Origin of the sequence: Microbacterium oryzae (genome assembly GCF_009735645.1) — a bacterium.
GTDB classification, from domain to species: Bacteria; Actinomycetota; Actinomycetes; order Actinomycetales; family Microbacteriaceae; genus Microbacterium; species Microbacterium oryzae.
This window is the reverse complement of record NZ_CP032550.1, coordinates 1,690,537-1,715,901: the sequence shown is the minus strand read 5'-3', so window position 1 is coordinate 1,715,901 and position 25,365 is coordinate 1,690,537. Positions and strand designations below refer to the sequence as shown.

General features: G+C 69.7%; 21 protein-coding genes. 14 read left to right on the top strand and 7 right to left on the bottom strand.

Translation table 11 applies throughout. The annotated features are described in order from the left end of the window. The first annotated feature begins 67 nt into the window (after positions 1–67). From D7D94_RS08010 to D7D94_RS08000, 3 genes are read left to right on the top strand one after another with little or no spacing between them, the layout of a single operon-like run. Positions 68–847, top strand: coding sequence for an LppP/LprE family lipoprotein (locus D7D94_RS08010; protein ID WP_156242113.1), 780 nt, complete (start codon positions 68–70; stop codon positions 845–847). Positions 848–904: 57 nt separating this feature from the next. Further along, the gene (locus tag D7D94_RS08005) at positions 905–1,777 is read left to right on the top strand and encodes an ABC transporter ATP-binding protein (protein WP_156242112.1); all 873 of its coding nucleotides are present in this window, start codon (positions 905–907) and stop codon (positions 1,775–1,777) included. Further along, a complete protein-coding gene (locus D7D94_RS08000) occupies positions 1,774–3,264 on the top strand; it encodes an ABC transporter permease (RefSeq protein ID WP_156242111.1) in 1,491 nt (496 codons plus the stop codon). The genes D7D94_RS08005 and D7D94_RS08000 overlap by 4 nt, the downstream gene beginning before the upstream one ends. Positions 3,265–3,452: 188 nt before the next feature. Here the strand turns inward: D7D94_RS08000 and D7D94_RS07995 are convergent, their stop codons facing one another. Together D7D94_RS07995 and D7D94_RS07990 are read right to left on the bottom strand one after the other, a co-directional pair. Continuing rightward, complete coding sequence (locus D7D94_RS07995; protein WP_246171731.1) at positions 3,453–4,025, bottom strand: hypothetical protein; 573 nt, start codon at positions 4,023–4,025, stop codon at positions 3,453–3,455. A 43-nt stretch (positions 4,026–4,068) separates the two neighbouring features. Continuing rightward, the gene (locus D7D94_RS07990) at positions 4,069–4,614 is read right to left on the bottom strand and encodes a GNAT family N-acetyltransferase (protein ID WP_156242110.1); all 546 of its coding nucleotides are present in this window, start codon (positions 4,612–4,614) and stop codon (positions 4,069–4,071) included. 195 nt (positions 4,615–4,809) lie between these two features. Here D7D94_RS07990 and D7D94_RS07985 point away from each other — a divergent pair, with 195 nt between their 5' ends. Continuing rightward, the gene (locus D7D94_RS07985; protein ID WP_156242109.1) at positions 4,810–5,430 is read left to right on the top strand and encodes a 2-phosphosulfolactate phosphatase; all 621 of its coding nucleotides are present in this window, start codon (positions 4,810–4,812) and stop codon (positions 5,428–5,430) included. A gap of 30 nt (positions 5,431–5,460) precedes the next feature. On the opposite strand, the gene D7D94_RS07980 is transcribed toward D7D94_RS07985, so the two are convergent. The 4 genes from D7D94_RS07980 to D7D94_RS07965 form a co-directional block, all read right to left on the bottom strand. Then, positions 5,461–5,949 carry a SprT-like domain-containing protein gene (locus D7D94_RS07980; protein WP_156242108.1) on the bottom strand — a complete coding sequence of 163 codons (489 nt, stop codon included), beginning with the start codon at positions 5,947–5,949 and terminating at the stop codon, positions 5,461–5,463. 35 nt (positions 5,950–5,984) lie between these two features. Continuing rightward, positions 5,985–6,521, bottom strand: coding sequence for a hypothetical protein (locus tag D7D94_RS07975; protein ID WP_156242107.1), 537 nt, complete (start codon positions 6,519–6,521; stop codon positions 5,985–5,987). Between the two features lie 94 nt (positions 6,522–6,615). Further along, positions 6,616–7,476 carry a spermidine synthase gene (locus D7D94_RS07970; RefSeq protein WP_156242106.1) on the bottom strand — a complete coding sequence of 287 codons (861 nt, stop codon included), beginning with the start codon at positions 7,474–7,476 and terminating at the stop codon, positions 6,616–6,618. Between the two features lie 112 nt (positions 7,477–7,588). Beyond that, positions 7,589–7,999, bottom strand: coding sequence for a GIY-YIG nuclease family protein (locus D7D94_RS07965; protein WP_156242105.1), 411 nt, complete (start codon positions 7,997–7,999; stop codon positions 7,589–7,591). Positions 8,000–8,262: 263 nt separating this feature from the next. On the opposite strand from D7D94_RS07965, the gene rpoB reads away from it, so the two are divergent. From rpoB to D7D94_RS07935, 6 genes are all read left to right on the top strand, one after another. Further along, entirely contained in the window at positions 8,263–11,763 is a 3,501-nt protein-coding gene (gene rpoB / locus D7D94_RS07960) for a DNA-directed RNA polymerase subunit beta (RefSeq protein ID WP_156242104.1), read from the top strand. 42 nt (positions 11,764–11,805) lie between these two features. Then, positions 11,806–15,681, top strand: coding sequence for a DNA-directed RNA polymerase subunit beta' (gene rpoC / locus D7D94_RS07955; protein ID WP_156242103.1), 3,876 nt, complete (start codon positions 11,806–11,808; stop codon positions 15,679–15,681). A 288-nt stretch (positions 15,682–15,969) separates the two neighbouring features. Continuing rightward, positions 15,970–16,149: a hypothetical protein gene (locus D7D94_RS07950; RefSeq protein WP_156242102.1), complete on the top strand. Its 180-nt coding sequence runs from the start codon at positions 15,970–15,972 to the stop codon at positions 16,147–16,149. A 93-nt stretch (positions 16,150–16,242) separates the two neighbouring features. After that, complete coding sequence (locus D7D94_RS07945; RefSeq protein WP_156242101.1) at positions 16,243–17,982, top strand: CvpA family protein; 1,740 nt, start codon at positions 16,243–16,245, stop codon at positions 17,980–17,982. After that, positions 17,979–18,464 carry a hypothetical protein gene (locus tag D7D94_RS07940; protein ID WP_156242100.1) on the top strand — a complete coding sequence of 162 codons (486 nt, stop codon included), beginning with the start codon at positions 17,979–17,981 and terminating at the stop codon, positions 18,462–18,464. The genes D7D94_RS07945 and D7D94_RS07940 overlap by 4 nt, the downstream gene beginning before the upstream one ends. Positions 18,465–18,513: 49 nt before the next feature. Next, positions 18,514–19,185, top strand: a complete 672-nt coding sequence (locus D7D94_RS07935; RefSeq protein ID WP_156242099.1) for a spermidine/putrescine ABC transporter substrate-binding protein — start codon at positions 18,514–18,516, stop codon at positions 19,183–19,185. A gap of 64 nt (positions 19,186–19,249) precedes the next feature. On the opposite strand, the gene D7D94_RS07930 is transcribed toward D7D94_RS07935, so the two are convergent. Next, complete coding sequence (locus D7D94_RS07930) at positions 19,250–19,537, bottom strand: META domain-containing protein (protein WP_173024257.1); 288 nt, start codon at positions 19,535–19,537, stop codon at positions 19,250–19,252. 264 nt (positions 19,538–19,801) lie between these two features. Here D7D94_RS07930 and D7D94_RS07925 point away from each other — a divergent pair, with 264 nt between their 5' ends. The 4 genes from D7D94_RS07925 to fusA all read left to right on the top strand — a co-directional run bounded on the left by D7D94_RS07925 (position 19,802) and on the right by fusA (position 25,276). Further along, entirely contained in the window at positions 19,802–21,943 is a 2,142-nt protein-coding gene (locus tag D7D94_RS07925; RefSeq protein WP_156242097.1) for a hypothetical protein, read from the top strand. A 285-nt stretch (positions 21,944–22,228) separates the two neighbouring features. Then, positions 22,229–22,597, top strand: a complete 369-nt coding sequence (gene rpsL / locus D7D94_RS07920; protein WP_018171438.1) for a 30S ribosomal protein S12 — start codon at positions 22,229–22,231, stop codon at positions 22,595–22,597. Between the two features lie 5 nt (positions 22,598–22,602). Continuing rightward, a complete protein-coding gene (rpsG, locus tag D7D94_RS07915; protein ID WP_156242096.1) occupies positions 22,603–23,073 on the top strand; it encodes a 30S ribosomal protein S7 in 471 nt (156 codons plus the stop codon). 88 nt (positions 23,074–23,161) lie between these two features. After that, the gene (gene fusA / locus D7D94_RS07910) at positions 23,162–25,276 is read left to right on the top strand and encodes an elongation factor G (RefSeq protein WP_156242095.1); all 2,115 of its coding nucleotides are present in this window, start codon (positions 23,162–23,164) and stop codon (positions 25,274–25,276) included. Positions 25,277–25,365: the final 89 nt, after the last annotated feature.

Here is a 25,365-nt window from a genome sequence, read left to right as displayed (position 1 = left end):
TCGCGTGACGACCCTTCCGAGGCCGTGAGCCGCGGAGTATCTTCATCCGCACGACGGAGGTGGAGCGATGCCCGAACGCTCGAAGGTCCTCCGAGGGGTCGTGGCGCTCGCCGCGGTGCTCTCGGTCGTCACCGGCTGTGCCGCGGAGACGCGACCCGAGGCGAGTGCGAGCAGCGCGCCCCCGTCCGCCGCCCCGAGCGCGACGCCGACGGCGGTCCCGACTCCGACCACCGACCCGGCCGCGCCCGCCACCGAGCCGCCCGCGCCGGACCCGTCCACCGCCCCGGTCGCGCCCGACCCGTCCACCCCCGAGACCGCGCCGTCCGCTCCCTCCACCCCGCCCCCGCCATCCGACCCCGGCGCCTGCGGCACGCTGACCCGTGACGAGGCCGCCGCGGTCGCCGCGCAGCGCCTGCCCCCGCCGCTCGGCGACGACTACTTCACGTGGGACACGACCGCCACGGCCGCCGACCCCGGCTACGACCCGTGTGCGGCGCTGTCGTGGATCGTCTTCCCGCTCGCGGGCGGCACCGGCTCGTCGCCGAACGCCATCGCCCTGTTCCACGAGGGCGAGTACGTCGGCCCGGCCACCGAGGAGCAGTACGGCTTCCGGCCGGCGGTGGAGCGGCTCTCCGACGACAGCATCCGCGTGACGTACCCGTACCTGCTCGACGGCGACGCCAACGCGGACCCGCAGGGGCAGGCGGTTGCGCGGTTCACGTGGGATGCCGAGACGCAGTCCGTGCAGATGGACGGCAACCCGCCGCCATCCGGAGGCGGCGTCACGGCGGCGATGAACGAGGTGACCGAGACGAGCGGGGCGCCCGAGATCATCCTTGCGATGTAGGCGGATGAGCCCGGCGGGCGACGCGCGCACCCACCCCGGATCCATACCGTCGGAAGCATGGACATCACGACCACCGATCTGGGCCTCGCCGCCCGCGTGCAGCAGCTCACCAAGCAGTACGGGGGCGGGGAGAACACCGTCCGCGCGCTCGACGGCGTGAGCGTCGGCATCCGGCGCGGGCAGTTCACCGCGATCATGGGCCCGTCGGGCTCGGGCAAGTCGACGCTCATGCACATCATGGCCGGGCTCGACGCGCCCACGAGCGGACGCGTCTGGATCGGCGACAGCGAGGTCACCGGCATGCGCGACGAGCAGCTCACCCTGCTGCGCCGCCGGCGCGTGGGCTTCGTGTTCCAGGCGTTCAACCTCGTGCCGACCCTCGACGTGCAGGCGAACATCCTGCTGCCCTTCGACCTGGATGGCCGCACGCCGACGCCCGCGGAGCGCTCGCGCATCGACGGCCTCATCGAGACCCTCGGGCTCACCGCGCGCCTGCGGCACCGGCCCCACCAGCTGAGCGGCGGGCAGCAGCAGCGCGTCGCCATCGCCCGCGCGCTCGCCACCGCGCCCGACCTCCTCTTCGCCGACGAGCCGACCGGCAACCTCGACTCGCGCACCGGACGCGAGGTGCTCGCCCTCCTCGCGGCGGCCAGCCGCGAGCACGGCCAGAGCATCGCCATGGTCACGCACGACCCGTTCGCCGCGAGCTACGCCGACCGCGTGCTCTTCCTCGGCGACGGGCGCCTCGTCGCCGACAAGCCGCGCCAGACGCCCGAGCAGATCTCCGCGCACATGCTGACGGCCGAGGGGGCGGATGGCCGTGGTGCCGCGCGCGCGGATGGCGCGGGTCGGGTCGATCCCGCCCGCGGTCCGGTCGACACCGGCACCCACCCCGCCGGCCGCGGCCTCGTCGAGGAGGTCGGGCGATGACCGCCCTCGAGACCGCGCCGTCCCGGCCATCCGCCAGCAGGCCATCCGCTCGACCCGCACCCCGGCCATCCGCTCGGCTCGCGTTTCTGCGTGAGCGCGGGATGGGCGCGAGCGTGCTCGTCGCCGCGCTGTCGGCCGCGTTCGGGGTGACGCTCGTGTCGACGACCAGGTACATCGCGGCGGTGCTGCAGGCGGATCCGTACCTCGGCGACTCCGCGACGCTCGCGTTCGTCGTGAGCATCCTCAGCGTGCTGCTCACCGCCGTCGCGATGTACGTCGCGGCGATCGTCACCGCCAACACGTTCTCGACGATCGTCGCCGGGCGCGTGCGCCAGATCGCGCTGCTGCGGCTGATCGGCGCGTCCGCCCGCTCGCAGCGGGTCGAGGTCGCACGGCAGGGGCTCGTGGTTGGCGCGATCGGCGCGGTCATCGGGCTGATCGTCGGGCTGGGGCTGTCATATGCCGGGACGGCTATCGGCGATGAGCTGCTGGGCGTGAGCGGGCATGGCTACGTCGTGGCGCAGCCCGTGCTGCTTCTGCCGGCGGCGATCGTCGTGCTCACGACGTGGGCCGCCGCGTGGATCGGCGCGCGCCCGGTGCTGGACGTGACGCCGCTGCAGGCGCTGGGCGGGTCCGTCGAGCGCGGGCACGGCGAGGTCGCACGGCGACCGGCGCGGAACATCCTCGCGCTCGTGCTGTTCCTCGTGGGCGCCGCGCTGCTGGGGCTCGGGGTGGTCGCCGGTGTCATCACGCCGGGCGCGATCCTGCCCGCGTTCGCCGGCGGCCTGGTCTCGTTCACGGGACTCGTGCTCGGTGCGACCGCGTTCATGCCGCCCGTTCTGCGGATGGTCGGGCGCTGGTTCGGACGCTCGGCGACCGCCCGCCTCGCGGCGGAGAACGCCCTGCGCCACCCGGAGCGCTCGAGCCGCATGTCGATCGGCGTGGTGATGGGCGTGACGCTCGTGACGATGTTCGCCGTCGCGACCGAGACGGCGAAGGCCGTGTTCACCGCGAACGCCGGCGGCGAGCTGAACGACGACTTCGCGATGATCCTCGACACCTTCGCGCAGATCATGGTGGCGCTCGTGGCGGTCTCGGCCGTGATCGCCGCCGTCGGGCTCGTGAACCTGCTCACGATCGGCGTGGTGCAGCGGCGCCGCGAGCTCGGGCTGCTGCGTGCGCTCGGACTGTCCAGCGGTCAGGTGCGGCGGATGGTGCTGCTCGAAGCCGCGCACATCACCGTGGCGTCGCTCGTCACCGGACTCGTGCTCGGCATCGCATACGGGTGGGCGGGCGCGCAGTCGCTCCTCGGATCCGTGCCGACCGAGCCGGGCGGGAGCGCGGGATCCTTCGTCCTCCCCGCCGTGCCGTGGGTGCCGGTGCTGCTCCTCGCCCTGGCGATGGCGGTGCTGACGGTCGTCGCGGCCGTCACCCCGACACGCCTCGCGACGAGCATCGCCCCGGTCGAGGCGCTCGCCGCGGACTGAGAGCGCGGGCGGGGGCGGGCCCGGGGCGGGGCGCGGGCGACACGGACCACACCGCAGGAGATCCGCGGCCTCCGGGTGCGGCCGGCCGCGCGATTCCGCGGCGCGACCGGACGGCGTACCTCGGATCACCTGCGGTGTGTCCGCCGGTGCGTCGTCACGGCGACCGGATGCCGCGTGAGGGAATGGCGTCAGTCCGCTTCGCGAGGCTGCGCGGTCGGCTCCGTCGGCTCCACCGCGTCGTGCCCGTCGGCCCCCTCGGCCGTCTCATCCGCGGGCTTTCGCAGCTCGGGGTCGAAGGCCCACGAGCGCGCGAGGCGGCGCAGGCGCACGGCGCGCGCCTGCCACATCGCCCAGAGCGGGAGCCAGAGCAGGGGAGCCGTCCGCCCGCCGATCGTGAGGCGCTCTCGCCACAGCGTGCGGCCATCCGCTGTCGCCGAGACCGCCATCTGGTGGTCCCAGACGTCGAGCGAGGCGAGCGGGCCGGTCAGCGGCATTCCGACGTCGCGCAGGATGCGGACCGAGCCGCCGTTCTTCTCGCGGTCGACGGTGGCGATCAGCTGCGTGCCGAGCGAGATCGAACCGGTGTCGAGTTGCACCGCGGCGTCCGCGCCGGACTCCCACTCGAGCGGGAGCGGGTCGGCGCCGAGCGGGCGCATCCGCACGAGCGGTCCGTAGAGCTCGGCGAGGACGGCGGGCGAGTGCAGCGCGCGCCAGGCGGCGTCGACGTCGCAGTCGAGGACGAGTTTCTGCAGGATCCGCATGGGCCTATCGTGCCCTGCCCGCGGGAGCTGACCCAGCCCTTGACTATCCGGCGGCGTTCCCGAGTGCGCGAGCGGAGCCATCCGTCGCGGTCGCCGGAGTCTGCACGGGGCGGCTCATGCGCAGCTCGTTCATCGGCGTGCCGTCGGCCGCCTGCTGGACCTTCTCGACGCCGTCGAGGGCGAAGCCGTTCTTCTCGTAGAAGCGGATGGCCCGGGCGTTGCCCTTGAGGACCCACAGGTAGGCCGCAGCGTTCTCGACCGAGTGCTCGAGCAGGCTGACGCCGACGCCGGTGCCGTGCTTGTCGGGGTCGACGTAGAGCGAGTAGAGCTCGAGCCCGGCGGGCGCGTCGCGGTCGCGGGCGGGTCCGGAGGAGGTGAAGCCGATGGCGCGCGCTCCGTCGAACGCCGCCCACGTGGGCTCGGTGCCCTCGTGCAGGAGCTGCGCCCAGCGCCGCGCGCGGGCCGACACCGAGAGCCGCGCGAGGGTGGCCTCGGGCAGGAGCCCCGCGTACGAGATGCGCCATGTGCGGATGTGCACCTCCGCGAGCCCTCGCGCATCGGCGGGGGTCGCTCGCCGGATCTCCACCATGCCGTCTCCTCGCGTCGTCGTCCTCTCAGCACGATACGCGCGGGGGCGGACACCGGGGCGGGCCGCGGGCCGGCGGGGATCGAGGCCGGGACACTCCGCAGGAGATCCGACGCGCAACGAGCTCCGGACGGGGTTTCTCGGCTTTCCCGGGAGCGGATCTCCTGCGCTGTGCCCGGCATCGGCGAGAATCGAGGGATGGCCTCTCCGCTCGACCAGTCCTTCTTCCAGGTGCGCTTCGATTGGGGCGTCGACGGTCTCCGACGCCTCGCCGACAGCGACGTCGTCATCGTCGTCGATGTGATCGGCTTCGGCTTCGAGGCGCTCGCAGCAGGGGAGCGGGGCGAGTCCCTCGCGCTGGGTGACGCGGCGGATGGCGGTGCCGCGGTCGCGCGAGCGGCTGCCGCTGCCGAGCATGGTCCGGTCGTCTACGCCGGCGGGTTCCGGAATGCCGCGGCCGTCGCGCAGGCGGTCATGGCCGAGCAGGGGCGGCGCGGCGTGCGGACGAGCATCGCCGTCATCGCCGCGGGGGAGCCGGACGGCCCCGGGCTGCGCTTCGCCGTCGAGGATCTGCTCGGCGCGGGCGCCGTCATCGCCGCGCTGTCGGACCTCGGCATCGACCACTCCTCACCGGAGGCCGTCGCGACGGCGGAGTCGTTCCGCGCCCTGCGTCGTGCGGTGAAGCACCTCCTCACCGCGAGCGGATCCGGTCGTCAGCTCGACGGTCATCCGCGCCTCGCCGAGGTGAAGGCCGCTGCCGTGATCGACGACCTCGACGCGGTGCCGGTGCTGCAGGACGGGGTCTTCACCGCCTCCTGACCCTCTTGCGCCTCCTGACCCTCCGGGGACTCAGCGGGGCGTCATCGCGGCGGCACGGTCCGCGGGCGTGATCTCGCGCCGCTGCCACGTGAAGAGGAACCGCGCGTCGAACGTCCGGGAGCAGTTCACGCACGACGACGGACGCGACGGCCGCCGATGCCGATACACCACGTGCCCCGACGGGCACGTCCCGACCCACGGCGCGAGCTCCACGGCGGTCTCGCCGTCGTGCGTGCGGCCGCCGGTGTACCCGAGCCCGCGCGCCGTGCGCAGCCAGGCCGCGCCATGCGCTGCGCGACGCCCCGCCAGCGCGTGCGCGACCTCATGCAGCAGCGTCTGCCGATTCGTCTCGTCGTCGTAGCGCGCGGTGAGGTACCGCGACATCGAGATGCGCTTGCGCGAGTAATCGCACTGCCCGGCGCGACGCTTGGCGTGGTCGTAGGCGAAGGTCCACCCGTCGTCTAGGTGCTGGGCGATGAGCGCCTCAGCCCACTGGGTCACCTGCTGCAGATCCGACACGCTTCGACGCTACGGGCGACCACGGACATCCGGGCTCAGCCCGCGACGACCGCCGCGGACGAGCGAGGACGACGCCGCTCGACCGCCTCGACGGCCGCCATGGCGGCCTCGATCTGGTCGTCGGGCGCGTTCATCTCCTGGCGCAGCGACAGCAGGCGCTTGAAGTCGCGCCGGGCGCCCTCGTAGTCGCCCGCGTCGTACCGGGTCTTGCCGCGGTGCTGCAGGGCGAACGCGGTGATGCTCGTCCACTCCTGGCCGTCGGACTCCTCGATGCACGTCGAGAGCTCCTGATCGGCCGCCGCGAAGGCGCCCCGGTACTGCTGCACGGTGGCGTGGAGCACGCGCGCACGCAGCAGGTCCTTGCGGGTGCCGGCCATGCGCGCCACGCGCACGGCCTGCTCCGAGATGGTCAGAGCCTCGTCGAGTTCGCCCAGGACCTTCAGCAGCCACACGCGCTCGAGAAGCGCGGGCAGGCTCCGCTGCGGTCCGATCTCCGCGAGCCGATAACGGCATTCGGCGGGATCGACAACCTCACGAAGGGTCTCTGGGTCGTATCCGTGGATGTAGCTCATTCCCGATCCCTTCCGCGCAGTCGCTTCTCTATTCTGCGACCTCCGGCTGTGTCCCACGTCCAGGCACACCGCACGCCGACGGATCGGCGGCGATTCAGCGCTCGAACATGGCCGCGGATGGCCGGGGCGAAGCGGTCGCATCGCCGTCGGTCGCGGGGAGGGCATCGCGGATGAACGCATCGATCTCGGCGCCCTCGGCGACCTTCGCGGGGTGGGGGCCCGCGGCCATGAGGCGCGGCAGCCACTCGGTCGGCAGGGGCGCGGCCGAGGCGGCGACGACGAGGTTGCCGAACCGGCGCCCCTTCAGCACCTGCACCTCGGCGAGGACGACGACGTGCGGCAGCACTTCCCGGATCGTCGCGACCTGACGCCGCGCGAAGGCGAGACCCGCGCCATCCGCCACGTTGACGAGCAGCACCCCGCCCGGCGCGAGGAGCTTCGCCGCCTCGCGGTAGAACTCGACGGTCGTGAGGTGCGCGGGCGTCTGCGCCCCGGAGTAGACGTCGGAGACGAGGAGGTCGACCTTGCCCGTCATCGAGTCGGGGAGGCGCCCGAGCCCTTCGCGCGCGTCGCCGATGCGGATGCGGATGGCCGCGCCGCGGGGGAGCGGGAGGTGCTCGCGCACGAGGTCGACGAGCGCCTGCTCGAGTTCGACGACCTGCTGGCGCGACCCGGGGCGCGTGGCCTCGACGTAGCGGGGGATGGTGAGGCCGCCGGCGCCGAGATGGATGGCCGTGAGCGGCCCCGCCGGGAGCTGGTCGATGACGGCGCCCATCCGCGTGACGTACTCGAAGTGCAGGTGCGTGGGGTCGTCGAGGTCGACGTGGGACTGCGGGGTGCCGTCGACGACGACCTCCCAGCCGCCGCCGAACTCGCCCGGCGCGATGCGCGCGATCGATCCGTCCGAGAGGCGGGCCTGCGGGTCCTCGCGCTCGTGGTTCCGCTGGCGTCCCATGGGGCCATCCTCTCGCGGATGTCCGACATCTTCCGGTTCGCCAGTGCGGGCGACGCATTCTCGGCGTCGAAAGCGTGTCGCCCGCACTGGCGAGTCAGGACGGGCTGTCGAGTCAGGACGGGCGGCGGGCCTCCGCGAGCCAGCGCGTGTACGTCCGCCAGGGGTCGGCGCCGCCCGCGAGCGCAGCCGCGTGCGCGACCAGCGCCGGCACGGCCGTGAACCACTCGCCGCCCTCGCGCACGTCGGCGAACTCCGCATGGCGGGCCTGCTCGAGCGCGCGGCCGCCGCGCTCGAACGCGAGCAGCTCCTCATGGCGGATGGCCGCGAGTCGGCGACGAGGGTGGGCGGATGTCCCGATCTTGATCCGGTCCGCATAGCGCAGGTAGTAGACCACCTCCACGAAGGGCGGCGGCAGGTCGGGATCCGGCGCATCGCCGACGAACCAGCCGCACACGGCGCAGCGGCGACGGCCATCCGCTCGCTCGAACTCGAGCGCGCCGCAGAAGACGCAGCGCTCGTTCATGACCGAGCTGAGGAGCGCGCCCGCGGGTTTATACCCGAGAGGCCGAAAGAGGTCAAGGATTCCGCTTGCCTTGGCGCGTCAGAGCGCGTATAGTTGACATTTGCGCTCTTATGGGTCATCCATGCCTTCATATGGTGGTCGGCTGGCTCCCGTGACTCCCCGCAGATAGCGGCGTGTGAATCACAGGATAGACCCGAAGCGCACCTCACCTGTCGACAAGGAATCTAGCGGCCCCGCACGCGGGGCTCATGGAGGTTTTCCCCTTGGCTGCTGCGCGCAACGCATCCACCACCACCCCGAAGAACGGACGCGGAGCATCCCGCCTCTCGTTCGCCAAGATCTCCGACACGCTCACGGTCCCCGACCTGCTGGCGCTGCAGACCGAGTCGTTCGACTGGCTCGTCGGCAACGAGGCATGGAAGGCCCGCGTCGCCGACGCGAAGGCCACCGGCCGCACCGACGTCCCCGAGCGAAGCGGTCTGGATGAGATCTTCGAGGAGATCTCTCCCATCGAGGACCTGAGCGAGACCATGCAGCTCTCGTTCACGAACCCCTACCTCGAGCCCGAGAAGTACACGATCGAGGAGTGCAAGGACCGCGGCAAGACCTACGCGGCCCCGCTCTACGTCGAGGCCGAGTTCATGAACCACCAGACCGGTGAGATCAAGACTCAGACCGTCTTCATGGGCGACTTCCCCCTGCAGACCGACAAGGGCACGTTCATCATCAACGGCACCGAGCGTGTCGTCGTGTCCCAGCTCGTCCGCTCGCCCGGCGTCTACTTCGACAAGACGCCCGACAAGACCTCCGACAAGGACATCGTCTCGTCGCGCATCATCCCCAGCCGCGGCGCCTGGCTCGAGTTCGAGATCGACAAGCGCGACCAGGTCGGCGTCCGCATCGACCGCAAGCGCAAGCAGTCGGTGACGGTGTTCCTGAAGGCTCTCGGCCTCTCGAGCGACGACATCCTCTCCGAGTTCGCCGGCATCGCCTCCATCGAGGAGACCCTCGCGAAGGACACGATCCTCACGCAGGAAGAGGCCCTCCGCGACATCTACCGCAAGCTCCGTCCGGGCGAGCAGGTCGCCGCCGAGGCCGCGCGCTCGCTGCTCGACAACTTCTACTTCAACGCCAAGCGCTACGACCTCGCCAAGGTCGGCCGCTACAAGCTGAACCAGAAGCTCGGCCTCGACAAGCCGCTGTCCGACTCGGTGCTGACCGTCGAGGACATCGTCGCGACCATCAAGTACCTCGTCCGCCTGCACCGCGGCGACGAGACGTTCGAGGGCGTCCGCAAGGGCGGCGAGATCGTCGACCTCCGCATCGAGACCGACGACATCGACAACTTCGGCAACCGTCGCATCCGCGCGGTGGGCGAGCTCATCCAGAACCAGGTCCGCACCGGGCTGTCGCGCATGGAGCGCGTCGTCCGCGAGCGCATGACCACGCAGGACATCGAGGCGATCACGCCGCAGACCCTGATCAACGTGCGCCCCGTCGTCGCCGCGATCAAGGAGTTCTTCGGAACCTCGCAGCTGTCGCAGTTCATGGACCAGAACAACCCGCTCGCGGGTCTGACCCACAAGCGCCGCCTCTCGGCGCTCGGCCCCGGCGGCCTCTCGCGCGACCGCGCGGGCGTCGAGGTCCGCGACGTGCACCCCTCGCACTACGGCCGCATGTGCCCCATCGAGACCCCGGAAGGCCCGAACATCGGCCTGATCGGCTCGCTGGCGTCGTTCGCGCGCATCAACGCGTTCGGCTTCATCGAGACGCCCTACCGCCGCGTCACCGGCGGCAAGGTCTCGAACGACATCGACTACCTCACGGCCGCCGAGGAGACGCGCTTCAACGTCGCCCAGGCGAACGCGGTGCTCCAGAACGACGGAACCTTCGCGGATGAGCGCGTCCTCGCGCGTCAGCGCGGCGGCTCCGGCGAGGTCGACCTGATCTCGGCCGACGAGATCGACTACATGGACGTCTCGCCCCGCCAGATGGTGTCGGTCGGCACGTCGCTCATCCCGTTCCTCGAGCACGACGACGCGAACCGCGCCCTCATGGGTGCGAACATGCAGCGTCAGGCCGTGCCGCTCCTCGTCGCCGACTCGCCGCTCGTCGGCACCGGCATGGAGGGCTACGCCGCGGTCGACGCCGGCGACTCGATCATCGCCGACAAGGCCGGTGTGGTCACCGACGTCACGAGCGACTACGTCTCCGTCCAGCTGGACGAGGGCGGCCGCCGCGACTACTTCCTGCGGAAGTTCGACCGCTCGAACCAGGGCAACTGCTACAACCAGCGTGCGATCGTCACCGCCGGTGAGCGCGTCGAGGTCGGCGAGGTCATCGCGGATGGCCCCGCCACGCAGAACGGCGAGCTCGCGCTGGGCAAGAACCTGCTCGTCGGGTTCATGTCGTGGGAGGGTCACAACTTCGAGGACGCGATCATCCTCAGCCAGAACCTCGTGAAGGACGACACCCTCACCTCGATCCACATCGAGGAGTACGAGGTCGACGCCCGCGACACGAAGCTCGGCAAGGAGGAGATCACCCGCGACCTCCCCAACGTGAGCCCCGAGCTCCTGAAGGACCTGGACGAGCGCGGCATCATCCGCATCGGCGCCGAGGTCCGCCCCGGCGACATCCTCGTCGGCAAGGTCACGCCCAAGGGCGAGACCGAGCTCTCGGCCGAGGAGCGCCTGCTCCGCGCGATCTTCAACGAGAAGAGCCGCGAGGTCCGCGACACGTCGCTGAAGGTTCCCCACGGCGAGCAGGGCACGATCATCGCCGTCAAGGAGTTCGACGCCGAGGAGGGCGACGACGAGCTCGGCTCGGGCGTCAACCGCCGCGTCGTCGTCTACATCGCCCAGAAGCGCAAGATCACCGAGGGCGACAAGCTCGCCGGTCGCCACGGCAACAAGGGCGTCATCGCGAAGATCCTCCCCGTCGAGGACATGCCGTTCCTCGCGGACGGCACGCCGCTCGACGTCGTGCTGAACCCGATGGGCATCCCCGGTCGAATGAACTTCGGCCAGGTTCTCGAGACGCACCTCGGCTGGATCGCCAAGCAGGGCTGGAAGATCGAGGGCGAGCCCGAGTGGGCTCTGCACATCCCGGAGGACGCCCGCGAGGTCGCTCCCGGCACCAAGGTCGCCACGCCGGTGTTCGACGGCGCGTACGAGTCGGAGATCTCGGGCCTGCTCGAGTCCACCAACCCGACGCGCGACGGCGAGCGCCTCATCGGCGCCTCGGGCAAGGCCCAGCTGTTCGACGGCCGCACCGGCGAGCCCTACCCGGCTCCGATCTCGGTCGGCTACATGTACATCCTGAAGCTGCACCACCTCGTCGACGACAAGATCCACGCACGTTCCACGGGTCCCTACTCGATGATCACCCAGCAGCCGCTCGGTGGTAAGGCGCAGTTCGGTGGACAGCGCTTCGGCGAGATGGAGGTGTGGGCGCTCGAGGCTTACGGTGCCGCCTACGCGCTCCAGGAGCTCCTCACCGTCAAGTCGGACGACATCCTCGGCCGCGTGAAGGTGTACGAGGCCATCGTCAAGGGCGAGAACATCCCCGAGCCCGGCATCCCCGAGTCCTTCAAGGTGCTCATGAAGGAGATGCAGTCGCTCTGCCTGAACGTCGAGGTCCTCTCGTCCGACGGCACGGCGGTCAACCTCCGCGACACCGACGACGAGGCCTTCCGCGCAGCGGAGGAGCTCGGCATCAACATCTCCAGCCGATTCGAGTCCGCCTCGATCGACGAGATCTGATCCGGCCAGCCGATTTAGAGATTTCCGAATACAGGAGAACTAGTGCTCGACGCAACAACTTTCGATGAGCTTCGCATCGGCCTGGCCACCGCCGACGACATCCGTCGTTGGTCCTTCGGTGAGGTCAAGAAGCCCGAGACCATCAACTACCGCACGCTGAAGCCGGAGAAGGACGGCCTCTTCGGCGAGCAGATCTTCGGTCCCAGCCGGGACTGGGAGTGCGCCTGCGGCAAGTACAAGCGCGTCCGCTTCAAGGGCATCGTCTGCGAGCGCTGCGGCGTGGAGGTCACCAAGAGCTCCGTCCGCCGCGAGCGCATGGGCCACATCGAGCTCGCCGCCCCCGTGACGCACATCTGGTACTTCAAGGGCGTGCCCTCGCGCCTCGGGTACCTGCTCGACATGGCGCCGAAGGACCTCGAGAAGGTCATCTACTTCGCCGCCTACATGGTCATCTCGGTCGACGAGGAGGCGCGTCACCGCGACATGCCGACTCACGAGAACAACCTGCGTCTCGAGATCAAGAACCTGAACGACCGTCGTGACTCGCGCATCGCGGCTCGCCTCCAGAAGCTGGAGGAGGAGCTCGCCGCTCTCGAGGCCGAGGACGCCAAGGCAGACCAGAAGAAGAAGGTCCGCGACGCCGCCGAGAAGGAGATGGCGACCATCCGCAAGCGTGCGGATGAGTCCATCGCCAAGCTCGAGCGCATGTGGGAGGAGTTCCGCTCCCTCAAGGTCGGCGAGCTCAAGGCGGAGGACGACGTCTTCCAGGAGCTCCAGGACCGCTTCGGCCAGTACTTCGACGCGCACATGGGCGCCGAGGCCATCCAGCGCCGTCTGGCGGAGTTCGACCTCCCCGCGGAGGCCGAGTCGCTGCGCAACCAGATCGCCGAGGGCAAGGGCCAGCGCAAGATCCGTGCGATCAAGCGCCTGAAGGTCGTCCAGTCCTTCATCACGACCGGCATGTCGCCGGCCGCGATGGTGCTCGACGTCGTCCCGGTCATCCCGCCGGAGCTGCGCCCGATGGTGCAGCTCGACGGTGGCCGCTTCGCAACGAGCGACCTGAACGACCTCTACCGTCGTGTGATCAACCGCAACAACCGTCTGCGCCGCCTTCTCGACCTCGGGGCTCCCGAGATCATCGTGAACAACGAGAAGCGCATGCTGCAGGAGGCCGTCGACGCGCTGTTCGACAACGGCCGCCGCGGTCGTCCCGTCACGGGCACCGGCAACCGCGCCCTGAAGTCCCTGAGCGACATGCTCAAGGGAAAGCAGGGTCGCTTCCGCCAGAACCTGCTCGGCAAGCGCGTGGACTACTCGGGCCGTTCGGTCATCGTCGTAGGTCCGCAGCTCAAGCTGCACCAGTGCGGTCTGCCCAAGCAGATGGCGCTGGAGCTGTTCAAGCCGTTCGTCATCAAGCGCCTGATCGACCTCGGTCACTCGCAGAACATCAAGGCCGCGAAGCGCTCCGTCGAGCGCACGCGTCCCGAGGTGTGGGACGTGCTCGAGGAGATCATCCGCGAGCGTCCGGTTCTGCTGAACCGTGCGCCCACGCTGCACCGTCTGGGCATCCAGGCGTTCGAGCCGCAGCTCGTCGAGGGCAAGGCCATCCAGCTCCACCCGCTCGTCTGCGCGGCGTTCAACGCCGACTTCGACGGTGACCAGATGGCCGTGCACCTTCCGCTGTCGGTCGAGGCTCAGGCTGAGGCGCGCGTGCTCATGCTCGCGTCGAACAACATCCTGAAGCCGTCGGACGGCCGTCCGGTGACCCTGCCCTCGCAGGACATGATCATCGGTCTGCACCACATCACGACGCTGAAGGACGGCGCCAAGGGTGAGGGCCGCGTGTTCGGCTCGGTGTGGGAGGCGCAGCTCGCCAAGGAAGAGGGCACCCTCGACCTGCAGGCGAAGGTCCGCATCCGCGTTCCCGGCCTCACGTTCCTCGAGGGCCAGGCGCCCGAGGGCTACGAGAAGCACGGCCTCGTCGACACCTCGCTCGGCCAGGCGATCTTCAACGACCAGCTGCCGAAGGGCTACCCCTTCGTGCGCGAGCAGGCCGACAAGGGCAAGCTCTCGCAGATCGTGAACAAGCTGGCCGAGGAGTACCCCAAGGTCGTCGTGGCGGAGACGCTCGACAAGATCAAGGACGCCGGCTTCCACTGGGCCACCCGCTCGGGTGTCACGGTCGCCCTGTCCGACGTGCTCACGCCCCCGAACAAGGGCGAGATCGTCGCTCGCTACGAGCAGCAGGCCGCCAAGGTCACCGCTCAGTACGAGAAGGGCCTCACCACTGACGACGAGCGTCGTACCGAGCTCGTCCGCATCTGGACCGAGGCCACGGACGAGATCCAGAAGGAGATGCGCGCCAACTTCCCGGAGGACAACACCATCAACCGCATGGTGTCGTCCGGTGCCCGTGGTAACTGGCTGCAGATCCGGAACATCGCGGGTATCCGCGGTCTGGTGAACAACCCGAAGGGTGAGATCATCCCTCGCCCGATCATCTCCTCGTACCGCGAGGGTCTGTCGGTGGCGGAGTACTTCATCGCCACGCACGGTGCCCGCAAGGGCCTCGCCGACACGGCTCTGCGTACGGCCGACTCGGGTTACCTCACCCGTCGTCTCGTGGACGTCTCGCAGGATGTCATCATCCGCGAGGAGGACTGCGGCACGTCGAAGGGCCTCGAGTACCCGATCGCCGAGGCCGACGCCAACGGCGTGCTGGTGCGCGACGCGAACGTCGAGAACTCGGTGTTCGCCCGCAGCCTGGCCGTCGACGTGGTGGCGGAGGACGGCACCGTCCTCGCGCAGGCCGGTCAGGACGTCGGCGACGTGCTCATCGACTCGCTCGTCGAGGCGGGCGTCACCTCCATCAAGGTGCGCTCGGTCCTCACGTGCGACTCGGCGGTCGGCGTCTGCGCCCGCTGCTACGGTCGCTCGCTGGCGACGGGCAACCTCGTCGACATCGGCGAGGCCGTCGGCATCATCGCGGCCCAGTCGATCGGTGAGCCCGGCACGCAGCTGACGATGCGCACCTTCCACACCGGTGGTTCCGCTTCGGCAGACGACATCACGCAGGGTCTTCCCCGCGTGCAGGAGCTGTTCGAGGCCCGCACCCCGAAGGGCGCGTCGCCCATCGCCGAGGCGGACGGTCGCATCACCATCGAGGAGACCGAGAAGCAGAAGAAGGTCATCCTCACGCCCGACAGCGGCGACGAGCAGGTCGTGTACCCGGTGCTGAAGCGTGCGACGCTTCTCGTCGAGGACGGCCAGCACGTCAAGGTGGGTGACTCCATCCAGGTCGGAACGCTCGACCCGAAGGAGATCATGCGCGTGCAGGGCGCCCGCGAGGTGCAGAAGTACCTCGTCGGCGGCGTGCAGGGCGTGTACCGCTCGCAGGGTGTGCCGATCCACGACAAGCACATCGAGGTCATCGTGCGCCAGATGCTGCGGAAGGTCACCGTGGTCGACCACGGCGAGACCGACCTGCTGCCTGGCGAGATGGTCGACATGCGCCGTTACCAGGACATCAACCGCGCGGCGATCGCCGAGGGGAAGCGTCCTGCGTCGGGTCGTCCGGAGCTGATGGGTATCACGAAGGCGTCGCTCGCGACGGAGTCGTGGCTGTCGGCCGCGTCGTTCCAGGAGACGACGCGCGTCCTCACCGAGGCCGCCATGCAGGGCAAGCGCGATCCGCTGATCGGTCTCAAGGAGAACGTCATCATCGGAAAGCTCATCCCCGCGGGCACCGGCCTGTCGAAGTACCGCGATGTCGTGGTCGAGGCGACGGAGGAGGCGAAGACCGAGCGGTACCCCAACCGCATCTTCGCGTCCGACGGCGCGTACGCGGAGGGCGACTACTCGTTCGTCGACTTCGACGCGTTCACGACCGACGACTTCACGCCCGGGACGTACAACTGATCCGGCTGTGAAGAAGTGAGAGAGGCCTCGGGGTTCGCCCCGGGGCCTCTCTCCGTCCCCGGCGGCGGGCGGCGCAGCCCGCGGGCGGCGCCGGGCGCGGGTGGCGGCGGGCGGTGCCGGGCGCGGGGTGGCGCGGGGTGCCGCGGTGGCAGCGCCGGCGTCCACCTCCGCCAGACGATGTCGCCTCGCCGACGCGACACGGAAAGACGCCGAATACGGTGTCGCCTCGGTGAGACGACATCGTCTGGCGGCCAGGGGAACCCGAGCGCGCCCACGTACCCTGGAGACATGGCGATCGGCGGACGCAACCTCGCGGCGACGTGGATCGGCGGCGTCGTCATCCTCGCCGTCGTCGCGGGCATCGGATGGGCCGCGCTCCCGTTCCTGCCGGTCGTCGGCGACTGGGTCGTCGGCGTCGTGAACTTCTTCTTCGACTGGCTCCGCTCCATCACGCCGACACGCGCGTAGCCGCGACATTCCGCGGCGAGGCTCCGGCCGCGCGCCTTCTGCCGCAGGTATTCTCGCGGCAGGGGAGAGTCCCCGTCGTGAGGAGCACTTCTGATGAGCGACCCCCGCAGTTCGACCGGCGGACCGCTGAACGGCGACCCCGACGACTCGGCCGCCGCTGACGCACAGGGCGGACGCGTGACCGACGCCCGCGATGACGCCGACCGGGATGGCCAGAACGGCTACGCCGCCGGCGACGAGAACGCGACGGATGGCCAGAGCCCGGCATCGACGGATGGTCACGACGGTCTCGGCACCGACGAGCACGACGGATCTCCCGCGACCGGGGGAGACGGCTTCGCCGCCGGCGACCGCGACCCCTTCGCCACGGCCGACCGCGAGGTCTTCCACGACGACGACCGCGACCCCTTCACGCACGGCGAGCCCGAGATCTTCACGTCGGGCAGCCGCAGCCTCTTCGCCGATGCCGACGAGCGCGACGCCGCCGGCTTCGACAGCGCGACGACGGCCGACGACGACACCGCCACGCGCGCCATGCCCGAGGTCGCGGAGGAGCGCCCGGCCGCGGTGGCCTTCGAGCCGTTCGGCCGCAGCGACGACGTCGACGGCGAATCCGCTGATGCGTCCGACTCGCAGCACGACGAGCGCCCTGCTGCCGTCGCCTTCGCGCCCGGCGCCGACGCGGCAGAGCGTGCCACGGCGGGCGCAGACGACGAGCCCGTTGCCGACATGCCCTCCTTCGCTCCGGCAGATGCGGACGCGGAGGACCGCCGCGACGCCGACGACGTGAACGCGGCCCACGACGCGAACAACGCCGACGCATCCGCGACCGACGCCGCGAACGCCGACGCCGGCGACGCCGACGACGCGAACGCCGACCCCCACGCCCGCCCCGCGGCCGTGGCGTTCGACCCGGATGCGCCGTCGCTGACGCGCGCGTCGGAGGAGGCAGACGCGTCGGCCGGGCGCGTGCCGCCGATCGACAACGACCGTGACGGCGAGCCCGACTTCGCCGCCCTGGCGGCCGAGCTCGAGGAGTTCGAGCGTCGCTCCGCCGACCCGAGCGACTCGCTCGCCGCTCCCGCGCACACGCGTGATGACGACGACCGCACCTCCCCGTGGTTCGAGCCCGCGAAGACCGACACGTTCACCTCGTCCGAGCCGCAGCCGCAGCCCCAGCCCGAGCCCGAGCAGGACCGCCCGGCGGCGGTCACGGCGTCGGAGCCCGCCCCGCACACGACCGCCGCGCCGGAGACGACCGCCGCGCCGCAGCCGATCTTCGTGCGGGCTCCCGAGCGGCCGAAGATGCGCGGCAACCGCGGCGCCGCGGGGCTCATCGGCCTCGTCGCCGCGGTGCTGTTCGCCGTGCTGTTCTTCGCCGCGACGCTCGGCTCGCGCCTGATCGCGGGCGACGCGGACTTCGCGAACATCGCCGACCAGGCCCTCCAGATCGCGACGAGCTTCGCGTTCTGGGTGCCGGTCGTCGTCTTCTGGCTCGGCTTCTGGCTGCTCGGCGTGTTCGTCAACCGCGCACGCTGGGGCAAGTGGGTCGTCTTCGGCCTGCTCGTCGGCGTGATCTCCTACGGCGGGTACATCCTCGGCCAGCTCTTCGAGGCCCCGTTCTGGATGCTCACCGCCTCCGAGGGCGGCGGCCTCGTCGCCGACAGCCTCCTGCACCCGCTCGCGATCGTGGCGTTCATCCTCGGCCGCGAGATCACCATCTGGTTCGGAGCCTGGGCCGCTCGCCGCGGCGCACGCGTCTCCGAGCGCAACGCAGAGGCCCAGGCCGAGTACGAGCGCACGCTCGAGGCCGGTCCGCAGCTGGCGCAGTGACCACAGCACCACGACGCGAAGGCGAGGGGCTTCCCGCAGGGATGCTCCTCGCCTTCGCCGTCGCGGGGTACGGCGCCCTCGCCGTATGCGGGCTCGGCTTCGGCAGCCTGTTCACCGAGTCCGACGTCATCGAGACCCCGGGCGTCGGCATCGTGCCCGCCGCTCTCGCCGTCGTCGTGAGCGTGGGCGCCTTCGCGCTCGCGCTGTGGCCGGCGATCCGCCCCGATCACCCGCGCTTCACCTCGGTGATCGGCGTGGTCTTCGCCACCGCCGCGATCTACGCGCTGGCGCTGTGGCTGCTCGCGCTCGTCTTCGGTGCGGGCCTCGGTACCGCGACGGGCGCTGTCGTCGAGGTGGTGATCGGATGGCCGGTGCCGGTTCTCGCCGGAGCCGCCGCGATCGCGTCGTGGTGCGCGATCGCCGTCCGCCGCACGCGCGCGCAGCGGCCGCTGTGGCCGTGGGAGCGCCCCGATGCGCGATAGTCCGCTCGGCACCCTGCCGCAGGCGCCCGCGCCCCCTACCCTGTAAGTCATGGAGCGGACGCTCGACGCGCAGGTGGCTCAGGCGGTGGACGCCTGGCTGCGCTGGCTGCCGCGCTGGCAGCCCGCCACGCATCGCGGTCGTGCCGCTCCGTGCCGCCGCTGCTTCGGGTCACCGCTGCTCTCGGCTGCCGGCCTCGGCGCGGACGTGCCGCACGGCGTGCAGCACGGACTCTCCACGCGCATGAAGACCATCGTCGACCACGCGGTCGCCGAGTACACCGCACGCAACCTGCCGTTGCTGCAGGCCGAGCTCGACCAGCAGGCGGCCCGCAATCGCGCGCGCTCCTACCGGCCGGGGGAGGACCTCGCGCCGGAGTACGAGGGACTGCCGCTCGACCCCGATCCCGTGCCCGGCGCCCCGTTCCTCTTCACGATCGAGCAGCTGGCGAACGAGGCCGAGGCCGACGTGCCGAGCCTCCCGCCGCTGTCCGCGGAGGCGAAGGCGGCCCTGCGCCGCGAGGTCTCCCTCGCCGACGAGTACGCGAACCTCGTCGGTCGCGAGATCTGCTCGGTGCTCCTCGGGCACCGCCTGCGCATCCAGGCCGCCATCGTGGAGTTCGTGGAACCGCAGGTCGAGGCCATGCTCGCTGAGCTCACGCAGTCGCTCGACACTCCCTTCGGCCCCGGGGACTTCCTGTCGGGGCCGGGCGCGACCCCCTGAAACCAGACATCCCCGCCTCGATGAGGCGGGGATGCGAGCGGATGGCCGCAGCGACCATCCGAGATCAGCTCTCGCGTGCGAGCGATCCGAGCAGCTCTCCCGAGGCGTCGTAGACCTCGAGGGTCGACTCGCCGACCGTGATCGATTTCAGCTTCGACAGCCAAGTGTCGACGCCCGGGCAACCGCGCACGTTCGCCGCGACGAAGGTCACGGACACCGTGTCGCCGTCCTGCTCATAGCGGCCCGACATCCCGTTGCAGCCGTCGTTCCCGCGGAACTTCCCATCGTCGGAGAAGGTGAGGTACGGCTCGCTGTCCTCGCTGCTCTGCCACTTTCCGACGACCGATGCCACGTCCGCTCCTCCCGCGTTCGATGCGCATCCTGCCAGCGCGAGACCGGCAGCGATGAGCGCGCCGACCCTCCAGATCCGTTCCCTGGACATGTCTTCCCCCGTTCATGTCGGCGAATGCGGACTTGCCTTCCATCGTAGGTGTGCGTCTAGTCTGTAAACGCTGAGTCTCTCCCGAGAGAGATCAGAGCTTCCGGGGGCCTGGGTCAGCAGTGATTCGCCCCCGTGTGAAGAAGTGCACGCAACGAAGAACCGGGGGAACCGAGTTTGAAGCCTTCAATCACGCGCGCAGCGCGTCTGGGAGCGCTGGGTGTCGCGTCGGCGCTGGCGTTCGGCGGTGTGGCCGCTACGTCCGCATCCGCGGCAGAGGCGCCGGTGGCGCCGACCGAGGGCGAGGCGTTCAAGACGCTCGCACTCGAGCTGTTCCAGGATGAGTCCGTCACGGGCGTCCTGCACGACGGCAACGGCCAGATCATCGTTCAGCAGCTGGACGGCGAGGGCGCGGGTGCCGCGGCCAAGCGCATCCAGGCGTCGGCGAGCGCTGCCGAGGTCGCCAACGCCTACGGCAACGTGAAGATCGTCACGGTCACCGAGGACGAGCTGGCGAAGCCCACGGCCTCGACCGACGTCGTGGGCGGCTACGGCATCGCGCTGCTCAACGGTGAGGGCTCGGGCGGAACCTGCTCCGTCGGCTTCCCCGCGTGGAGCCCCCAGGGTGAGCCGGCCGTGCTGACCGCCGGTCACTGCACCCTCGGCGGTGCGACCGACGTCTTCCTGACCGACCCCAAGGGCGACCAGGCCGGCGGCGGCAACGACGACACGATCGCCCTCGCACACGAGCTTGGCACGGTCGCCTTCACCCAGTTCGGCGGCGCCGGCGACACCGACGGCACCCCCGGTGACGCGCTCGACATCACGGCGGTCGACGTCACCAACGACGACCTGTCGCTGATCCCCGCGATGACCGACTGGAAGAACACCGACGACCTGTCGGCGTCGCTCGCGTCGAACATCACGAGCGTCGGCACGGCGGAGATCGGCGCGACGGTTCAGCGGTCCGGTCGCACGACCGGCTACTCCACCGGTCCGGTGGACACCGATCAGATCAACCCCTACGTCGACTACGAGGGCTACCTCGAGGTCGACGGTCGCCTCGTGCAGGGCTTCTCCGCGGCGACGAAGGTCATCCCCGGTGACTCGGGCGGGACCATCCTGCAGGGGAGCGCGGCTGTCGGCATCGTCTCGGCGACGTTCCAGTTCGACGGCGTCGAGCACATGTGGGGCGCGGACCTGCAGACGAACCTCGCCGCCACCGGCGGCTACAGCGTCATGCTCGACATCCCCGAGGCCCAGGTCACCTCGCTGAAGTCCGGCGACGCAATCGAGTGGAACGCGGCGATCACCGGCACCGCCGGCGCGGGCGCCGAGGTCGAGTACGCCTTCCTGCCGAAGGGCGCCAAGGCCTCGTTCGAGAGCAGCGCGAAGACCACCGCCGACGCGAACGGCAACTGGACCTTCAACGGCCCGGAGACCCCCGGCGACTACACCGTCGCCCTGCGCGCGAAGAGCGGCTACAACGTCTCCGACGTCACCAAGTTCGACGTGCAGGTCGTGCCGAGCGCGCCCGGCATCACCTCGCCGGAGAACGGCCAGGCCTTCACGGAGGCCGTCACGGAGATCGCCGGCAGCGCGGCGCCGAACACCGAGGTCACGCTGTCCGGCGACGTCACCGGGAAGGTCACCTCCGACGCCGACGGCAACTGGTCTCACCCGGTCGAGCTCGGCGAGGGCAGCTACTCCGTCAGCGCCAAGCAGACGATCAACGGGAAGACCTCCAACGCGACCACCGTCGAGTTCACGGTCGGCGCCGCTGCTCCGAGCCCGGCACCCGAGCCCGAGCAGCCCGCTGCGCCCGAGGCTCCTGAGTTCATCAACCCCGTCGACGGCGGCTCGTACGTCGAAGGCCAGGCTCCGACCACCATCACCGGTGCGGGCGTCAACGGCGCCACCGTCGAGCTGCGCGTGAACGACGAGCTCGCTGGCTCCGCCACGGTCGAGGCCAACGTTTGGAGCATCCAGGTGGGCGCCCTGCCCGTCGGCGAGCACACGCTCGCCATCCGTCAGATCGTCGACGGCGTCGCGAGCGCCGACGCCGCGATCACGGTGACGATCACGGCCGCTGCGGGCCCGCAGGACCCGCAGCCGGAGGAGCCGCAGGAGGCTCCCGAGGACCAGCAGCCCCAGGACGAGCAGGACCAGCCGCAGCAGCCGCAGCGTGAGGGTCAGCTCGAGCCGACCGGTGCCGAGTTCAACCCGGCCGCACCGCTCGCGATCGGCTTCGGCCTCGTCGCTGCAGCCGGCGGTCTGCTCGTGGCCGCGCGTCGCCGTCAGCTGAAGTCGGAGCGCTGATCCCGCTCCTGAGCTGAGAGCTCGCATCGAAAGGGCGTCCCGGAAGGGGCGCCCTTTTGTGCGCTCGCGGCAGGTGCAGGTCGTCGTTTGACCGGGTGTCGTAGAAGGCCCTATCATGGAAGCAGTGTGCGTGCACGCGTCTGCGTGCGTGCGCACTTACGGGACGGGCCTGCGAACAGGTCACCCCCACGGCATATCCACCTGAAGTCTCTCGCCTTTCGGCGCGGGGGTGGGTTTCGTGAAACATCACGCGCTGTCACCGTGCAGCAACGAACAAGGAGAAACGTGCCAACTATTCAGCAGTTGGTTCGCAAGGGCCGTTCGCCGAAGGTCTCGAAGACCAAGGCGCCCGCCCTGAAGGCGAACCCGCAGCAGGCGGGTGTCTGCACCCGCGTCTACACGACCACCCCCAAGAAGCCGAACTCGGCTATGCGGAAGGTCGCTCGTGTCAAGCTGCGCAACGGCACCGAGGTCACGGCCTACATCCCCGGTGAGGGCCACAACCTCCAGGAGCACTCGCTCGTGCTCGTCCGCGGCGGTCGTGTGAAGGACCTCCCCGGTGTGCGCTACAAGATCGTCCGCGGTGCGCTCGACACCCAGGCTGTCAAGAACCGTAAGCAGGCTCGCAGCCGCTACGGCGCGAAGAAGGGTTGAGTTAGATGCCTCGTAAGGGTCCGGCCCCCAAGCGCCCCGTCGTCAACGATCCGGTTTACGGCGCTCCGATCGTCACGCAGCTGGTCAACAAGATCCTCGTGGATGGCAAGAAGTCCATCGCCGAGAACATCGTCTACACCGCTCTCGAGGGTGTGGCCGCGAAGAATGGCCAGGACGCTGTCGCCACGCTGAAGAAGGCGCTCGACAACGTGCGCCCGACGCTCGAGGTCCGCAGCCGCCGCGTCGGCGGTTCGACCTACCAGGTTCCGGTCGAGGTCAAGCCTCACCGTGCCAACACGCTCGCTCTCCGCTGGCTGGTGAGCTACGCGAAGGGCCGTCGTGAGAAGACGATGACCGAGCGTCTCATGAACGAGATCCTCGACGCGTCGAACGGTCTGGGTGCAGCGGTCAAGCGCCGCGAGGACACCCACAAGATGGCCGAGTCGAACCGCGCCTTCGCGCACTACCGCTGGTAGGAAGCGCCCCGAGCCGGTCCCGGATGGCCCCGGGCCATCCGGGACCGGCCTCCTGCTTTTCTCTCTCCACACGTAAGGAAGAACGCTAGTGGCACAAGACGTGCTCACCGACCTCAAGAAGGTCCGCAACATCGGCATCATGGCGCACATCGATGCTGGTAAGACCACGACGACCGAGCGCATCCTGTTCTACACGGGCGTCAACCACAAGATCGGCGAGACCCACGACGGCGGTGCGACCACCGACTGGATGGAGCAGGAGCAGGAGCGTGGTATCACCATCACCTCCGCCGCCGTGACGTGCTTCTGGGACAAGAACCAGATCAACATCATCGACACCCCCGGTCACGTGGACTTCACCGTCGAGGTGGAGCGCTCGCTCCGCGTCCTCGATGGCGCTGTCGCCGTCTTCGACGGCAAGGAGGGCGTCGAGCCCCAGTCCGAGACCGTGTGGCGTCAGGCTGACAAGTACAACGTCCCCCGCATCTGCTTCGTCAACAAGATGGACAAGCTCGGCGCGGACTTCTACTTCACGGTCGACACGATCATCAACCGCCTGAAGGCGAAGCCGCTCGTGCTGCAGCTTCCCATCGGTGCGGAGAACGACTTCGTCGGCGTCATCGACCTCGTCGAGATGCGTGCCCTCACGTGGCCCGGCGACGCCAAGGGTGACGTGACCATGGGCGCCAAGTACGAGACCGGCGACATCCCCGCCGAGCTCGCCGACAAGGCTGCCGAGTACCGCGAGAAGCTCCTCGAGACCGTCGCCGAGTCCGACGACGTGCTCCTCGAGAAGTACTTCGGCGGCGAGGAGCTGTCGATCGAAGAGGTCAAGGGCGCCATCCGCAAGATGACGATCGCCTCCGAGGTCTACCCGGTTCTCTGTGGTTCGGCCTTCAAGAACCGCGGCGTGCAGCCGATGCTCGACGCGGTCGTCGACTACCTCCCTTCGCCCCTCGACGTGCCGGCCATCGAGGCCCACGACCCGAAGAACGAAGAGACGATCATCGAGCGTCACGCCGACCGCGAGGAGCCGTTCGCTGCTCTCGCGTTCAAGGTCGTCACGCACCCCTTCTTCGGTCGTCTGACCTACATCCGCGTCTACTCGGGTCACCTCGACTCCGGTGCGCAGGTCGTCAACTCGACCAAGGGCAAGAAGGAGCGCATCGGGAAGATCTTCCAGATGCACGCCAACAAGGAGAACCCGGTCGACTCGGTCACCGCGGGCCACATCTACGCGGTCATCGGTCTGAAGGACACCACCACCGGTGACACCCTCTCCGACCCGGCGAACCAGGTCGTCCTCGAGTCGATGACGTTCCCGGAGCCGGTCATCGAGGTCGCGATCGAGCCGAAGACGAAGGCCGACCAGGAGAAGCTCGGCCTGGCCATCCAGAAGCTCGCCGAAGAGGACCCGACGTTCCGCGTCGAGAACAACGCCGAGACCGGCCAGACGGTCGTCAAGGGCATGGGCGAGCTGCACCTCGACATCCTCGTGGACCGCATGAAGCGCGAGTTCAAGGTCGAGGCCAACGTGGGCAAGCCGCAGGTGGCGTACCGCGAGACGATCCGCAAGGCCGTCGAGCGTCACGACTACACGCACAAGAAGCAGACCGGTGGTTCGGGTCAGTTCGCGAAGATCCAGTTCGCGATCGAGCCGCTCGAGGTCACGGCGGACAAGACGTACGAGTTCGAGAACAAGGTCACCGGTGGCCGTATCCCGCGCGAGTACATCGAGCCCACCAACCAGGGCTTCCAGGACGCCATGAACGTCGGCGTCGTCGCGGGCTACCCGATGGTCGGCGTGAAGGCGATCCTCATCGATGGCGCGTCGCACGACGTCGACTCCTCGGAGATGGCGTTCAAGATCGCCGGCTCGATGGGCTTCAAGGAGGCCATCCGCAAGGCGAGCCCCGTCATCCTCGAGCCGCTCATGGCCGTCGAGGTGCGTACTCCCGAGGAGTACATGGGCGACGTCATCGGCGACCTGAACTCGCGTCGTGGCCAGGTGCAGTCGATGGAGGACGCTCAGGGTGTGAAGGTCGTCAAGGCCCTCGTCCCGCTCTCGAGCATGTTCGGCTACATCGGCGACCTGCGTTCGAAGACCTCCGGCCGTGCCGTCTACTCCATGGAGTTCGACAGCTACGCCGAGGTCCCGAAGGCTGTGGCCGAGGAAATCGTCCAGAAGGGCAAGGGCGAGTAGTCGCCTGAGTCGTCTAGGCTCGCCGGGGTCGGCTGCGAAGTCGGCCCCGGCACTGATCAAAACTTCATAACGAGTCTCTACTAGACTGA